Below are 14,921 nucleotides of genomic sequence, written 5' to 3'. Positions count from 1 at the left end.
TGACCAATTTGTATGTTAAAATAGAAACCGTCTACGGAAAATCACCAGTTATACCACTGATAAAAGGGAGATAGATGAATGAACAAAGAAGATATTGCTAGTATTCGCAGAGAACTTAAAACAAACAACTCGAAATTGAAGATTCAAGAAATTTGCAGTTATTATATCAAACAAGATAGCAAGGCCATCCTTTGTTCGGAAGAATTGTATTTTGACGTGATGGATGAAGAAAGAAAAGAATTGTATTTAGAAAACTTTAAAAAGGTATTGTCAGGAAAGATTGATTCTAAGATTTTTGAGTTAGAGTTCAAAGACAATAAACTGGGTGAAAATGTAACACAAAAGCATATGTTTCATACCTTAAGTACCAAGGATTTTAGAGAGGCAACCTTAACTATTGTGAATAAAATTCTGGAAGAAACGTGTGAGACTTATGAGAAGGATTTTATGATCAGCTTTGTACGCGGTGAGGCTTATAAATCTAAAAAGAGAGATAGCGAACTTGATGATGATGCCGAAGCCTATGTACTACAATTTTTCATAGGTAGTATCAGTCCTATCATTATTCCTAAAAAGTCACTTAAATTTGATTTTGAGGAAAGGGAGTTCAAAACAAGCGTTCCTATGAACGTAATTATTAATACAGAGGCTCCTTCTGAGGGCTTTATGTTTCCTTCGTTTAGTGAAAATGCAGCAGATACTGATAAGGTTGTTTATTATACCAAAACTGAAAACAAGCCCAATTCGTTGTTTGTAGAAAATATTCTTGATTGTGAATTGAAGTCGACAGCGAAGGATGACAAAGAGCGTTTTCTAGAAGTTGTGCGAGATGTTGCAGGAGCAGAAATTCAGCCAGAAGTTGTTTCGAACATTTATGAGGAACTTGGTCGTCGGCTTGAAGAAGAGGCTGAAAGCGGAGAAGTTTCTATGATCGGTTTGAAAGATATGGAGAGAATCTTAGAAAATAGCGGAGTTAACACCGCAGATAAGTTAAGATCCTCTTATTTGGGAATTATGGGTCGGGAAAACTACGAGTTTAAAGCATCGAGTATTACCCCTAATCAGGCAACGAAGTCGATTAAAATTGATACTAACACAGCGGCAATTTCGATCTACCCTCAAGAACTGAAAAATATTAAGCAAGTAACCAAGGATGGTATACGATATTTGATGATTCGAATTGATGACACGGCTATGCTAGAAGGCTTTGATTTGGTAACTGAGAAGTTGTGATGACGCAACAGCGAGGGAATTGTAGGGTTATCATAATTCGATAAGTTATAGATAGGGAATGTAGTAGCAATAACTAGACGATATTTCTTAAGCGCATGTCCGATTGCTCTCGCTTGAACAATAACCCAGTCACAAGCAGAACTTTAGCTTCTACCACAGCCGGATCATTAATTTATCTGGTATCAACTTTCCCGATTTCTAAAGCGTATCAAATTCGGAGATTTTCAAGCTTCTGTCAGACCTTCTTTCTGCTAAAATCAGAGGGAAAGAGCGGAATAACATGAGAAATAGCTACTTTGCTAAATTGGTAAGGTATATAAAGTATGTTTATCAAATTGAACGAGGGTTGAATAAGCTTTCAGATGGAAGAGTTAACCCCACTTATAGCACAGGCGAATTTATTCTGCCTGTGTTTTTGGTTTTCTGCTTAGGATAAAAAGCTTTAATGAGCTAAATTCTATGATTAAGAATAATGAGTTTAGTAAACTTTTTCCCCAAGGAACAAAACTACCTCAAATCGATGCGATCAGGGATACACTTAAAGTAATTGATATGAACGGACTAAGCCAAATAAATTATTACATCGTAAAAAAAAGTAAGTTGAGAATAAGGTTTTTGGAAACGGTACAATCGACGGATATACTGTGACTGCAATCGATAGAACAAAATTCTTCGGGAGCAATAAGAAAAGCTGCCAGAATGCCTGAAGAATACCAAAGGTGAAAAGACTCAGTACTTCCATAGTGGCGCTGTCAAGTCAACAGTAGGGATCGGTCCAAAACAGATGATTGGCTTTGAGCAGACATAACAAAACCTCCTACTGTAGATTTTAAAATTCTACAATAGGAGGTCTATTTCTTTCAATGTCCGTTTTTAGGGGTAGTTCACTTGGAACTGCTTTGACTTTTCTAGCGGTAACGGGCTCAAAATGATTCTGAGACTATTCATGGAGAAAAATAACTAAAAAAACTTGCTACTTTGTAAAAACCTGTGCAGAAGCGAGTGAATAGAGTTAAGAAAAAACGAAGATTTAGTATAAGTAGTACATATTACTGGCTAAGCCAGATATATCAAGGTATAAGATAGAAATAAAATAGGATTAAGAATTAGGTTTCCTTACTCCTATTTTTATACTTTTTTCATGGGGAAGCTAGGATAAGAAGATATAAAAAAATAAATAAAATCATCAGTTTCTACTAATAATGTATATGTTAGTAGTTATTAATATGTTATTGATGAATCACAAATGGTTACAAATGGGTATCGAGTGCATACTAAGCTTATTCAGTAACTTAATTGATCAAATTTATTGCTGTACATAAATGAATTTGTGGTATAGATGTTTGCGGACAATATCCATATAGCCCAATAGCAAACTTTGGTGGGCCATTGAAGCAATACACAGAATGATAGAGCTAATTTTAAGATTTTAAACACAATGAGTATTGAGTGCGTAATAATTAGAGATAAAAAATTAAAATTAATGATGTCTTTTTAGGGAATAATGAGTATGCTCAATAATTTAAGCGGTCGGCTACAGAATTCTAAAAGCGACTAACACTATAAAAAAATATAAAAGGAGGTACACGTCTTATGGATAATAAATTATCTAAAGATGCATATGGTGGCGTGGCTGGTAAAGACTACGTTCCTTACGTTTCCAGTGGTTCTAAATCTGGTGGAAACGTTGCCGTATTAATAATAGGTATTATTTTGGCTGCGTTATTCGCAGCATCTACTGCTTATTCAGGTATGAAATCAGGGCTTACAGTTGCAGCTGGTATACCTGGTTCTATAATAGGTTCAGCTTTTATAGCAGCATTTGCTAAACAAAAAAGTATCCTTGGCAAAAACTTAGTTCAAGGTATGTCAAGTGGAGGAGAATCAGTTGCTAGCGGTATGATATTCGTTTTACCAGCAGTTCTTTTAATAGGCTCCAAAGTTTCTTTCTTTGAAGGCTTTGCTATTGGTGTAGGTGGAGTTTTATTCGGCATAGGAATAGCTTCTCTTGTTTACAATTACTTATTAGTTGAAGAACATGGTAAATTAATGTACCCTGAGTCAATGGCTATATCTGAAACACTTGTTGCTTCAGAGGGTGCTGGAGAATCAATGAAGTATATGGGAATCGGGTTCGGAGTAAGTGGTGTTATTACTGTTATAACTGGTTCATTTTTAAATGTGGCTAACAACGTAATAAGCTATATAAACGAATCTTTCTTCAAGTGGAAATTTGAAATTGAAGTTAATCCTCTATTATTAGGTATAGGTTTCATAGTTGGTTCGGAAGTTTCTTTAACTATGTTTGCTGGTTCTTTATTAGCTAACTTCGGTATTATGCCTTTAATAGGTTACTTCTCTTCTTTTGCAAAAGACGGTGCAACTGTATGGAATAATCCTAATGTTGCTATAAATGTTATGCACGTTAAAAATATAGCTGGTAGTTATGTAAAATATATTGGCGCTGGTATGATGCTTTCTGGTGGTCTAATAGGTGCTATAAGGCTCATACCCACTATAATATCTTCTATAAAAGAAACTCTTAATGCTAAGTCTTCAAATAGTTCTAGTAATTCATCTTATACGAACTTAATATTAATTAGTGGTGTAATAGTAGGTTTTATTGCAGGATTCTTGATATCTGGTGGTAATATATTTATGGCAATAACTGCTTCTATTTTATCATTATTCTTATCATTACTATTTGTTATAGTTTCTGGTCGTTTAACTGGTACTATAGGAACTTCAAACCTTCCTGTATCAGGTATGACTATAGCTTCTTTAGTTCTTGTAACATCATTATTCGTTGTAATGGGATGGAAAAATCCTGAAAACAACAGATCTTTACTTTTATTCGGTACATTTATAGTTATTGCTATATCTATAGCTGGTGGTTACTGTCAATCCCAAAAAGTTGCTTTCATCATAGGTGGTAACAAAAACGAAATGGATAAATACTTCGCTATAGCTAGTATAGTTGGTGTTGCGGTAGTTGTTGGTGTTATATTATTACTTTCTAGCCAACTAGCAATGACAGGTGATAACGTTCCATTTGCACTACCTCAAGCTAACTTAATGTCAACATTAACTGCTGGTATAATGTCAGGTCAATTACCTTGGCCTATGATAATTGTTGGTGCTGTTATGGGCGTTGTTTTATACTTATTAAACCTTCCTATAATGACAGTTGCTATAGGATTCTACTTACCAATATCTACAACTTCTATAATATTAATAGGTGCATTAGTTCGTTTATTTATAGAAAGAAGTTCTAAATCTAAACAAGAAAAAGAAGTTAAAGTTGCTAATGGTATAAGCTTATCTTCTGGACTTGTTGCTGGTGGTTCTATAATAGGACTTGTCGGTATAATACTTCAAATATCAGGTGTTATAAAAGGAAGTGGCCCAAGTGGATTCACTGCTTCTAATGGTATGGCATTTGTACTATTAGTAGCTCTAATAATAGCTACTATACTACCTTTACTAAACAGTAAGGTGAAAGATGCCAAATAACAACGAAGAAGTTCTAAATATAGTATTTAAAACTTCTGATAATTTAGAGTATGAAGTTGATAAAGACAATATTGTGATTATACTTAAAAAACAAGATCATAAAGTTCAAAAGTTCTTTAGAAAACTTAAATTTAGAATTCCAGAATATACAAAAATTTCCCTAGATGAATATGGAAGTTGTGTATTTTTACAAATAGATGGCATGAAAACTATAAAAGATATTGGAGAAAATCTAGAAACAAAGTATGGTGATAAAGCTCACCCACTTTATGAAAGATTATTGTTATTCTTAAACCATATCAACGTTAATTGTCACTATATAGAAAAAACAAATTTCTAAATACAAAAGATGGCACTGCACTGTAGTTTCAGCACTTTAGCCCCTACCACAGTCAGACCATTGATTCCACTTGTATTTTTTCCGATTTCAAAAGGGTATCAAATTCGAAGTTTTTCAGAGTCTATGTCAGCCCTCTCTTTCTGCTAAAATCAGAGGGAAGAGAGGATAAAATGAGAAATAACTACTTTGCAAAATTAGTTAGCTATATGAAAAATGTTTACCACATGAACGTGGTTTGAATGAACTCTCTGACGGAAGAGTTAACCAACTTATAGCACGGGTTAAGTAATTCTATCTGTGCGTTTTGGTTTTTGCTTAGGCCAAAAAGCTTTATAATAAAACCTGTCCAGAATGCTTGAATAATACCAAAGGTGAAAAGACCCATTGCTTCCATAGTGGAACTGTCATGTCAACAGTAGGGATTGGTCCAAAACTAGTGTTTGGCTTTTGAGATGTACAAGCCCTGACAAGATTCCACGTCAAAGAATGAAGGCGAGTTGAACGTAGTGAAAAGACTAATTTCAAGCGTCGTGAAGAGTCAGAGAAACTTGATGGATGTTGTAGTTTATGATCTGGCCTGTAATTCCATCTGGATTAACCACTGCAATAATTTGGGTATTGAAACAATTGTCCAAGCAAAAAACAATAACAGTTTACGGTTAGCAAGAAAGACAGTAAATAAGACGGAGGCAGTAGAGGTTTGGGAGTGCGAAAAGGGATTTTGAGCATTGCTTTGTGCATAGAGGGAAGGCAGTTGAAGCTGTGCTTTATTTGATCTTCATTGCATCGAATATCATGCAATTTTTTTAGTTAGAGTACTGAGAAAACATTTTACAACTCAACGAGAAATCGTAAGGCTTTTATTAAAAGGACTATATCTGCTGAAGTATAAAACCGAATTGGTTTTTAGCAGCTTATAGAAATGAGCAATAAATAAGCATATACAATTTGGGGGTAGGGGAAGGTGTATCCAAAATGAGATAAATGGGAGGATGATTCACAAAATAAATGGATTTAACAATAAGAGGCTGTGAAATTCTTACAGAGGTTAAATTGCTGTTTGAGACTGGAATGATCGTTAATGGGCACATCAAAAACAATATCAATAATTATACCCGGTTAACCAGATAGTCAACAGCTGTTTGAATGTCTTCCGCTAAGGGGATATCTAAAATTACTTCTTTGCCGCTACGGGGGTGGGTGAAACGTATCCTGTCGGCGTGCAGAGCTTGTCGTTTTATTAAAGGCGAAGCAAATCCGTACAGGAGGTCACCGCATACCGGGTGACCGATAAAACTTAGATGAACCCTTATCTGATGGGTGCGACCGGTCTCTAACTTTAGTGACAAGAGGGTGTGGTCAGGATACTTGTCAAGTACCTGATAATGGGTTGTTGCTGACTGACCAGTTGGATGGACAATTCGCTGGCGCTTTTTATCATCCAGCCGGGCGATTGGTTGGTCAATATGACCATTATCTTTTGCCATCGATCTCTCTACCAAAGCAACATACCTTCGGTCAATTGTGTGTTGCTTTAGCTGATTGAAGATGCCTTGGTGGGCAAACTGACTTTTCCCTATGAGGACCAAGCCGGAAGTGTCCTTATCAAGGCGGTTAATCGGGCGGAAAAGGATGTTCCTTCCCAACCCTTGCCAGTAATAAGTTACCGCATTAGCCAAGGTTCCGGTGCCCCCCAGGCGGGATGGGTGAGTGGACATGCCCGCAGGCTTGTTCACCACCATAAAGTCCTCATCTTCGTAAACGATGTCTAGAGAAATCGACTCTGGAATGATATTGCTCTCCTCAATGAGGTCAATATCTATGGTGACAAAATCTCCCGCTTGGATGCGATAGTTGGTATGAACCAATTGCCCGTTCACGTGTATTTTGTTCTGGTGCTTAAGGTGAACAACCAAAGAATGGGACAACAAAAGTTTTGAGGCGAGTAGGTCACGCAAAAAAGTATTCTCATCTTGTGCACCTGCTGTGTATGATAGCTGTGTATTATTCAATTTCCCCTCACTGCTTATGATTAATTATTTTAATGCAATAATAACACAAAGCCAGGCAGAGGGACAGGAACTTATATACCAAGTCAAATCCGTTGATATAACACAACAAAGTAAAGGGAAATTAAGCCGCCTATTTGAGATCAGGCTGTCTTGCGAATCTGTCGGTTTGTCCATCCGTCCTGACGCTCCTAATAACGATGTTGCCGGGCACACCCGGTGGATTTGAAGGAATGTTGGCGGATTGGGTGTCCACTAGAATTGGGAAGACGTCTTATGAGGTAGGCTTAGTATTTTTAAAAAAGTCCGTTGAGAATAAGGTTTTTGAAAATAGTACTATTGACGGATATACTGTGGTTGCTATCGATAGAACAAAATTCTTCGGGAGCAATAAGAAAAGCTGTCCAAAATGCTTGAAGAATTCAAAAGGTGAAAGGACCCATTGCTTCCATAGTGGCGCTGTCATGTCAACAGTAGGGATTGGTCCAAAACTAGTGTTTGGCTTTTGAGAAAGTAGAAGTTTACGAGTCAACCTTTACTATGGACAACGTGGAACAACCGTTGCGATTTATGAAATTTGCGATGAAACATAAGAACAAGAAACGCACACAGATTATGACTGTAACGACTTGTATGGACATGACGCTTAAAACATTGTTTAAAATAATCAGAGCACGTTGGAATATTGAGAACTCGATTTTTAATAACGTGAAACGCGAATGTGGCTCAGAGCATTGCTTTGTGCATGGAGGGAAGGCAGTTGAAGCTGTGCTTTATTTGATCTTCATTGCGTCGAATACCATGCAATTATTTTTAGTTAGACGATTGAAAAAACGTTTTACAACTCAACGAGAAATCGTAAGGCTTTTATTAAAAGGACTATATCTGCGGAAGTATATAGCCGAATTGGTTTTTAGCAGCTCGTAGAAATTAGTCAATTTAATATGGATCTATGATTTTGGGGTAGGGGGAGGTGTATCCAAAATGGGACAAATGGGAGGATAATTCACAAAATAAATGAATTTAAATAATAAGAGGCTGTGAGATTAATACAAAGGCTAAATTGCTGACATTGGGGTTAAGTGAAAGCCTTGATTATTGACCCAGCCTCTATATCTAGTTTTGATTAGCATTAGAATTGCAAATTTTACCCGTTTCCCTCTTTAGAGCAGCTATATATACCATATTGAATGGCTGTCCCCGCCTCTGCCACGCCAAGCTATTCATGCTATAATGAAAATATATTTTAGAAAGGCATAGGAGGATTACAAATGGATAACAACGATATATTAATCAGATTAAGATATGCACTAGACATCCGGGACGTAGATATGCAGAAGATATTTAAACTTGGTGGCGCTGATTTCACACAAGAAGAAGTGAGAAAGCTACTCATAAAATCAAAAGAAACTTACCGTTACGATAATGAAGTTGTCGACAAAATAAATGAAAAAGATGAGAATATAAAATGCAAGAATAGTACATTTGAGGCTTTTTTAAATGGCTTTATTATCTTGAAAAGAGGAAAACAAGAGCCCAAACCAGGGCTGCCTGAAACACTAGAACTGACTAATAATGATAAGCCAAATAATATGCTGCTTAAGAAATTGAAAATAGCTCTATCATTGACAAGTGAGGATATGCTGGATATATTCCAAAAAGCAGGAGTCATTATAACAAAGGGAGAATTGAGCGCTCTCTTAAGAAAAGTAGGTCACAACAATTATAAAGAGTGTGGGGATAAATTCGCTAGAAATTTCTTAAAGGGATTAGCTATAAAAATCAGGGGATAGCTTTCTAAAGATGAATCAGCTCAAGGATAGTGTTTGCCAACTGGGTAACCAGGAGGAGCGTTCAACTTTCTTAGTCGTCTTGTGGACGTGAGGCCGCAAGAGAATGACGGGTATCCTTCCATCGACGATAAAAGATATCGTATCAAAACTCAATCCTTCCACCTCGACACATTTCTACTCCCGCCAAATCCCGCCGGAGTAAAGTCTACGAAACTGGGGGGATATAGGCGAAGTGACTGGTGAGAGGTATTCAGATCTTACAACGATAGGTTTAATAAGGAGGAAACATGATGAACAAATATTATATGCCAACCAGGGTCATCATGGGGAATGACTGCATCGCCATGAACAGCGAATTATTCATAACCCTTGGGAAGAAAGCGTTGATCGTGACCGGAGCCCAATCGGCGAAAAGAAACGGTGCGGAAAAAGACGTTAGAACCGCCTTAGAATCTGTAGGTATCCCCTATCTGGTATTTGATAAGGTTATGAGCAATCCGACCATCGCCTGTGTCTACGAAGGTGCCACATTTGCCAAGGAAAATAGAGCGGATTTCATTATCGCCATTGGTGGGGGCTCACCAATGGATGCTGGTAAAGCCATTGCCTTACTGGCTTCCCAAGATATTATGGAGGGGAGCTTATTTTCAGGAAATTATGAAAAAAAGGTGTTGCCCATGGCCTTTGTCCCAACTACGGCAGGGACAGGGTCAGAAGTGACGCAGTATTCAATTTTAACCAATAATAAGGCCCAGACTAAAACAAGTATTGCCTCTGATTTATTGTTTCCAACTATCGCTTTCCTGGATGCCAAATATACGGAGCATTTGGGGATAATTACCACAATATATACCACGATTGACGCCTTATCCCATGCCGTGGAAGGCATGTTGTCCGCAAGAGCATCAATTGTTTCCGATGCTTTGGCGGTTACCAGTATCCAGATGATCATAAACTGTGTGCCCGACATGCTGCAGGCTTTAAAATCAGGGTCTAAGGTTGTCTTTAACATGAAGCAAAGGGAGCAATTGTTGCAGGCCTCCTTCTTGGCAGGAATGGTTATTGCCCAAACCGGAACAACGGCAGTACACTCGATGGGGTATTCCCTTACTTACTTTAAGAATATTGAACATGGCCGCGCCAACGGGCTTCTCTTGGGCGAGTACCTGAAACTTGTGGAAAAAGTACAGCCAGATTTAGCTGGAAGGATATTAGAAACGATGAACTTTTCAGAAGCAGAGCAATTCCAAGAATTACTGAACAAACTTTTGGGCGAAAAAGAAGAAATTAGTTCCGAAGAAATTAGGCAATATAGCAAGATGGCCATCCAAACTAAAAACATTGCCAATTGTGTGGTCAAACCGACAGAAGAAGATATAATCACGATGTTTGCACTGTCATTTACAAAATAACCATGGAGGGTTTCTTGTGTCGTGGGTATCGTAGTATCGGAAATACACCTTGACCCAAGCTTGGTTACAGGGTTAACTGGAATAGTTAATTTCATCACATAATTGTTGTTTTCTACTTGGATAAGTCTAGTTTTAACTGAAAAAAGATTTAGTAGCGACCACAGGGACGTTCAGACATGCAAGAGGTAGGCTTATTATTCAATCCTAAAAGCTCTCTAAATTCCACCCCTACCATAACCTGCTGGGAGGGCTTGTGCCAAGAACGTGCTCGAAGAGCACATGTCTGGAAGGATTTGCACCAGAGAAGCCATACGATCGCTACCGACACAACGATTACAAAGACAATGCTGACGCTCATCTGAAACGTTCAGTTATGGGCAGGGAAGTGGTTGTAGCGATTACGCAAGGAAAATTGGACTTCGGACCTTGGGAACAGACTTTTTACGGCGAATTTGATGGTGGTCGCCGTAAACGTGTATTGATCAAGATTATTGGCGAATAATGGTAGAATAGTAGAATGCAGTTGCAGATGCTATACGCAAAAAAGACGGCCGATAAGACCGAGGCTGTTGAGGTTTGGGTAGATGAAAAAGGATTTGAGAAAGTAGAAGTTTACCAGTCAACGTTCACAATGGACAACGTGGAGCAACCGTTGAGTTTTGTATAGTTTGCAATTAAGCATAAGAACAAGCAGCGCACACAGATTATGATTGTAACGATTTGCACGGATATGGCGCTGAAAACATTATTTAAAGTAATAAGAGCACGCTGGGATATTGAGAACTCAATTTCAACTACTTGAAACGCGAATGTGGCTTAGAGCATTGCTTTGTGCATGGAGGGAAAGCAGTCGAAGCTGTGCTTTATTTGATATTTATTGCATCGAATATCATGCAATTACTTTTAGTTTGACGATTGAAAAAACGTTTTACTAATCAACGAGAAATCGTAAGGCTTTTATTGAAAGGACCATATCTGCTAAAGTATATAGCCGAATTGGTTTTTAGTAGCGCATAGAGACCAGACAACTTAATAAGGAGATTGGAGTAGAGGAGGTGCACGCTTTTTTACGGAAAATCAGGCAAATGGGAGGATAATTCACTAAGTAATTGAATTTAACGATAAGTGGCTAATCATACAAAGGCTAAAGTGCTGCGGATAGAACGATAACGGGTATTCTCGAACTTGCGTAATTTTTGATTGGGGGAAAATGGGTATGCTAATCGAAAAAGAAAAACTGGTTGCGAATTTGTCCTTTCTTTTTCTAGAAAAACCGTTCATGGAACGTTTTGCTGAGGTAAAAAAAGCAGGGCTTAAACGTGTCGAATTTATGTTTCCTTATGACTATAACCTTGACGAAATTGAGTTTCAGCTCAAGACTTACGACTTAGAATTCATACTCTTCAATTTGCCGGCTGGGGATTGGGACAACGGAGAACGTGGAATTGCTGTTGACCCCCGTCGTAAGGACGAGTTTCGTGCAGGAGTAGCTCAAGCAATTGAGGCCGCTCGCAAGTTTAAGGTGAAGCAAGTCAATTCTCTCGTAGGTAAGGTTTTACCTGAGATTCCACGGGAGGAACAATGGTCGACTTTAATTCAAAATATTCGCTATGCTGCTGAGCAACTTCAACCTGAGGGAATCCGGCTTCTTCTTGAACCACTAAATCACCTAGATAACCCTAGTTTCTTTCTCAATACGACCGATGATGTACTTAAGCTAATCGCTGAAGTCAATCACGAAAATGTTTATCTGCAATATGATGTTTACCATGCAGCTCGTGAAGGCGAGGATATCCTAAACGTTCTCCACGAAGCTTTGCCTAAGATTGCTCACATTCAAATCGCAGATAACCCGGGTCGACATCAACCAGGCTCAGGGTCGATCGACTACAAGTCCTTTTTCGCAGCTTTAAAAGAGGTTGGGTACTCTAATGCCGTTGCCATGGAATATGTTCCAGATCCAAGCACAGTTGCTTCTTTAGAATGGATTAAAGATTTTGAGTAACTTTTTAGGACCTTAACGAAACGGTGTGATAATCTTGAGTAAAATAGGATTTATTGGCTTAGGAATCATGGGAAAACCATAAACAGCCGTAAGCTGTTTCAGTCCGAAAGGCTGCGGTGTTGAATGTCACGGTAAAAGCCGAGGAAAATCTCGGGTACGTATGAATTAGGGGGACAACGACGCTTATATCGAAAGGTCTATTCACTGTTCTATAGGCGGCTGGTGGTGAAATTCCTGCGTCCGACTTGTTGTCTGCCGTAACATGTTCATTTGCATATATTTTGGTTACCAGTATTTCTACTACATAGTTCGTTTTTGTATATTTTTGTTACTAGTTTCTCTACATTTAGATAAAAAGACATCCAGTCCATGGCGTAGCCTAAGCCGGGGTGGCCGTTCTCCGAACTGTATTGCTATGAACGAACATAACATATCAATCAGTGTGTATTTTGGGGATAATGTGGATAAAGTTTAAACGATTGCCTAATAAAATTAGTTATTTTTGTTGCGATTAACGAAGAAAACCTGGAGGAAGACTAGGTCAATAATTTAAGAGGTGAAAATATGAAGAAAAGTTTGGGCGCCAAAACTTTGGTTTACCCTACACCGGTTTTGGTTATATGTACCTATGATAATGAAGGCAATCCAAATGCCATGACTGCTGCATGGGGAGGTATTTGCTGCTCATCTCCGCCTTGTGTAGCGATTTCATTACGCAAAGCCACTTATACGTATGGTAACCTTATGGACAAAAAGGCTTTCACAATAAATATTCCTTCAGAAAACTATGTTAGAGAAGCCGACTATTTTGGAATAGTATCTGGAAAAATGGAAGATAAATTTGCTAAGACTGGTCTTACACCGGTAAAAAGTGATACTGTTGATGCCCCATATATTAGAGAATTTCCAGTTAATTTAGAGTGTAAAATTATACAGGTTATTGAAATTGGCCTACACACCCAGTTTATCGGAGAGGTTATGGATGTTAAAATTGATGATACCATACAAGAAGATCAGCCGATTATAGAACAAATACAACCTTTAATATTTGCCCCCGACAGTAGAAATTACTATGTTATTGGGAAACAAATTGCCAAGGCATTTTCTATTGGCAATGAAATAGGGTAAGGAATTTATGATGCCCATATGTAGGCTACGGGCCTAATGAACACCTCGCCTCCAACCCGTATTAGAAGTACTATCTTGGCAAAGAAGAACTGCGGCAAGTTAAGGGATGTTTTGGGTGGGGTGAATCTGAAATCATTACTGTGGCAAACTGTCAATTATATTTGTAAACAGGGTTCTCCCCTATACTCATGAAGTGTGGGGGTGTTTTTTGTCCCTAATTCACTTTATCGACATGTTTCGCCATCAAACCGGAATATAGTTATCGTAAGCACAACTTTGCTTGGCGATTTAAGCGTGAAAAGAAAATTCCTATGAGAAATAACTATGAGAAATAACTACTTATAGAATTGGTCAGGTATATGAAGAATGTTTACCACATAGAACGTGGTTTGAATAAACTCTCCGACGAAAGAGTAAACCCAACGCATAGCACAGGGCAAGTAATTCTGACTGTGCTTTTTGGTTTTCTTAAAAGCCTTAATGAACTAAATTTCATGATAAAGAATAATGAGTCCAACGCTCGATCAGGTCATCGTCGAAGATTGTTTCCGGGTTGCCATCCAGAAGTTCGGTTTGCCGGAATCGGTATACTTCGACAATGGCAAACAATATCGTACCCACTGGATGGCGCGAACCTGCTCAGAATTAGGTATTCGGCTTCTTTATGCTAAACCGTATTCCCCCGGGCCACTGGAAAGATTGAGCGTTTTAACCGAGTGGTTGATGCTTTCATAAGTAAAGCCTCGCTGGAAAAACCAAAAACGCTAAACCATCTCAACGAACTTTTTTAAGTATGACTTACCGAATGCTACCAAAACAAGCTCCACTCAGCCTTCGAAAACAAAATGAATTCGGAAACAGCCTTTCGCAGTGGCAATCAGGCTCTTCGTTTTGCGGACCTGGAGGTACTAAAGAATGCTTTCCTCCATTGTGAGTCACACCAAGTGGACAAATTCGGCTGCATTAGTTTCATGGGTAAAAAATATGAAGTCGGATTAACCTTCATCGGTTGTGTGGAAGAACAGAATATGTTGCCCCATTAGATAATGGTGAGGAATTAAGGAAAATGAATCCTTGGATTCTTTTCTCAGAATGGTGGGAGGAATGAATGTTTTATCTGATGGAAATATAAAGTTTAATAGAAGAACACTGATATTATCTCTAGCCGATCAAGATGGTGGTGCTCATGTAGACCCTACCTTAGATGAAGCATATGTCAATCTCTCAAGAAATAATTCATTGAATGTTTTCCACGAGTATAAGCCTGTAAAAGGAGTTGTACTTGCAAGTGTTAGGCAAATAGCTTTTGATATTACTAGAACCTTGAAGGACAAATATCCATTATGCTTTCAATGATCACTTTGGCTACATAAATGGAATGCACCACCTTCCTTCATTAAAGGCTTATTTGCTGCGTAACCACCAGCGCTTAAGCCTCTGGCAACATTCAACCCATTAAATTCACTGGTATTATAGTAATTTGCGATA

Annotated in this window: 16 protein-coding genes and 1 pseudogene; 15 read left to right on the top strand and 2 right to left on the bottom strand. The window is 38.2% G+C overall.

The genetic code is table 11. From position 1 onward, the window contains the following. Positions 1-78 precede the first annotated feature (78 nt). From E4K68_RS06750 to E4K68_RS06730, 4 genes are all read left to right on the top strand, one after another. Complete coding sequence (locus E4K68_RS06750; protein WP_135378185.1) at positions 79-1,233, top strand: DUF4317 family protein; 1,155 nt, start codon at positions 79-81, stop codon at positions 1,231-1,233. Positions 1,234-2,826: 1,593 nt separating this feature from the next. After that, positions 2,827-4,746 carry an OPT/YSL family transporter gene (locus E4K68_RS06740; RefSeq protein ID WP_135378184.1) on the top strand — a complete coding sequence of 640 codons (1,920 nt, stop codon included), beginning with the start codon at positions 2,827-2,829 and terminating at the stop codon, positions 4,744-4,746. After that, positions 4,736-5,086, top strand: coding sequence for a PqqD family peptide modification chaperone (locus tag E4K68_RS06735; protein WP_135378183.1), 351 nt, complete (start codon positions 4,736-4,738; stop codon positions 5,084-5,086). Before E4K68_RS06740 ends, E4K68_RS06735 begins: the two co-directional genes overlap by 11 nt. 506 nt (positions 5,087-5,592) lie before the next feature. Beyond that, positions 5,593-5,811 carry a hypothetical protein gene (locus tag E4K68_RS06730; protein ID WP_199241709.1) on the top strand — a complete coding sequence of 73 codons (219 nt, stop codon included), beginning with the start codon at positions 5,593-5,595 and terminating at the stop codon, positions 5,809-5,811. A 384-nt stretch (positions 5,812-6,195) separates the two neighbouring features. Here E4K68_RS06730 and E4K68_RS06725 read toward each other — a convergent pair whose 3' ends face one another. Beyond that, positions 6,196-7,098: an RluA family pseudouridine synthase gene (locus E4K68_RS06725; RefSeq protein ID WP_158291379.1), complete on the bottom strand. Its 903-nt coding sequence runs from the start codon at positions 7,096-7,098 to the stop codon at positions 6,196-6,198. Positions 7,099-7,232: 134 nt separating this feature from the next. Here E4K68_RS06725 and E4K68_RS06720 point away from each other — a divergent pair, with 134 nt between their 5' ends. The 8 genes and pseudogenes from E4K68_RS06720 (at position 7,233) to E4K68_RS06690 (ending at position 13,433) form a co-directional block, all read left to right on the top strand. Further along, the gene (locus E4K68_RS06720; protein ID WP_135378181.1) at positions 7,233-7,604 is read left to right on the top strand and encodes a hypothetical protein; all 372 of its coding nucleotides are present in this window, start codon (positions 7,233-7,235) and stop codon (positions 7,602-7,604) included. Continuing rightward, complete coding sequence (locus E4K68_RS06715; RefSeq protein ID WP_158291378.1) at positions 7,594-8,022, top strand: transposase; 429 nt, start codon at positions 7,594-7,596, stop codon at positions 8,020-8,022. Before E4K68_RS06720 ends, E4K68_RS06715 begins: the two co-directional genes overlap by 11 nt. A gap of 344 nt (positions 8,023-8,366) precedes the next feature. Further along, positions 8,367-8,888 (top strand): DUF1456 family protein, encoded by a 522-nt coding sequence (locus E4K68_RS06710; RefSeq protein ID WP_135378179.1) that lies wholly within the window; start codon positions 8,367-8,369, stop codon positions 8,886-8,888. 287 nt (positions 8,889-9,175) lie between these two features. Continuing rightward, entirely contained in the window at positions 9,176-10,300 is a 1,125-nt protein-coding gene (locus E4K68_RS06705) for an iron-containing alcohol dehydrogenase family protein (RefSeq protein WP_135378178.1), read from the top strand. A 283-nt stretch (positions 10,301-10,583) separates the two neighbouring features. After that, a pseudogene (locus tag E4K68_RS06700) lies at positions 10,584-10,802 on the top strand (YjbQ family protein); the annotation flags it as partial. Between the two features lie 27 nt (positions 10,803-10,829). Further along, positions 10,830-10,967 carry a hypothetical protein gene (locus E4K68_RS20300; protein ID WP_158291377.1) on the top strand — a complete coding sequence of 46 codons (138 nt, stop codon included), beginning with the start codon at positions 10,830-10,832 and terminating at the stop codon, positions 10,965-10,967. Between the two features lie 549 nt (positions 10,968-11,516). Continuing rightward, positions 11,517-12,305 (top strand): TIM barrel protein, encoded by a 789-nt coding sequence (locus tag E4K68_RS06695; RefSeq protein WP_135378177.1) that lies wholly within the window; start codon positions 11,517-11,519, stop codon positions 12,303-12,305. A 564-nt stretch (positions 12,306-12,869) separates the two neighbouring features. After that, positions 12,870-13,433 (top strand): flavin reductase family protein, encoded by a 564-nt coding sequence (locus E4K68_RS06690; protein WP_135378176.1) that lies wholly within the window; start codon positions 12,870-12,872, stop codon positions 13,431-13,433. Positions 13,434-13,925: 492 nt separating this feature from the next. Here the strand turns inward: E4K68_RS06690 and E4K68_RS21385 are convergent, their stop codons facing one another. Then, the gene (locus tag E4K68_RS21385) at positions 13,926-14,054 is read right to left on the bottom strand and encodes a hypothetical protein (protein WP_282432974.1); all 129 of its coding nucleotides are present in this window, start codon (positions 14,052-14,054) and stop codon (positions 13,926-13,928) included. Between E4K68_RS21385 and E4K68_RS06685 the strand changes: the two genes are divergently transcribed. From E4K68_RS06685 to E4K68_RS06675, 3 genes are all read left to right on the top strand, one after another. Continuing rightward, a complete protein-coding gene (locus E4K68_RS06685; protein ID WP_243450285.1) occupies positions 14,007-14,168 on the top strand; it encodes a hypothetical protein in 162 nt (53 codons plus the stop codon). The genes E4K68_RS21385 and E4K68_RS06685 overlap by 48 nt on opposite strands. 110 nt (positions 14,169-14,278) lie before the next feature. Beyond that, a complete protein-coding gene (locus E4K68_RS06680) occupies positions 14,279-14,476 on the top strand; it encodes a hypothetical protein (protein WP_135378174.1) in 198 nt (65 codons plus the stop codon). A 61-nt stretch (positions 14,477-14,537) separates the two neighbouring features. After that, on the top strand, positions 14,538-14,789 hold the full coding sequence (locus E4K68_RS06675; RefSeq protein ID WP_135378173.1) for a hypothetical protein: 252 nt from the start codon (positions 14,538-14,540) through the stop codon (positions 14,787-14,789). Positions 14,790-14,921: the final 132 nt, after the last annotated feature.

The sequence above is a fragment of the Desulfosporosinus sp. Sb-LF genome (genome assembly GCF_004766055.1).
In the GTDB taxonomy this organism is placed as follows: Bacteria; Bacillota; Desulfitobacteriia; order Desulfitobacteriales; family Desulfitobacteriaceae; genus Desulfosporosinus.
This window is presented reverse-complemented; position numbering and strand designations above follow the sequence as displayed.

Excerpts from the sequence above, each read along its gene's own strand:
- E4K68_RS06750 (WP_135378185.1), top strand. The coding sequence starts at position 79 with ATGAACAAAGAAGATATTGCTAGTATTCGCAGAGAACTTAAAACAAAC.
- E4K68_RS06740 (WP_135378184.1), top strand. The coding sequence starts at position 2,827 with ATGGATAATAAATTATCTAAAGATGCATATGGTGGCGTGGCTGGTAAA.
- E4K68_RS06735 (WP_135378183.1), top strand. The coding sequence starts at position 4,736 with ATGCCAAATAACAACGAAGAAGTTCTAAATATAGTATTTAAAACTTCT.
- E4K68_RS06710 (WP_135378179.1), top strand. The coding sequence starts at position 8,367 with ATGGATAACAACGATATATTAATCAGATTAAGATATGCACTAGACATC.
- E4K68_RS06705 (WP_135378178.1), top strand. The coding sequence starts at position 9,176 with ATGATGAACAAATATTATATGCCAACCAGGGTCATCATGGGGAATGAC.
- E4K68_RS20300 (WP_158291377.1), top strand. The coding sequence starts at position 10,830 with ATGCTATACGCAAAAAAGACGGCCGATAAGACCGAGGCTGTTGAGGTT.
- E4K68_RS06695 (WP_135378177.1), top strand. The coding sequence starts at position 11,517 with ATGCTAATCGAAAAAGAAAAACTGGTTGCGAATTTGTCCTTTCTTTTT.
- E4K68_RS06690 (WP_135378176.1), top strand. The coding sequence starts at position 12,870 with ATGAAGAAAAGTTTGGGCGCCAAAACTTTGGTTTACCCTACACCGGTT.
- E4K68_RS06680 (WP_135378174.1), top strand. The coding sequence starts at position 14,279 with ATGAATTCGGAAACAGCCTTTCGCAGTGGCAATCAGGCTCTTCGTTTT.
- E4K68_RS06675 (WP_135378173.1), top strand. The coding sequence starts at position 14,538 with ATGAATGTTTTATCTGATGGAAATATAAAGTTTAATAGAAGAACACTG.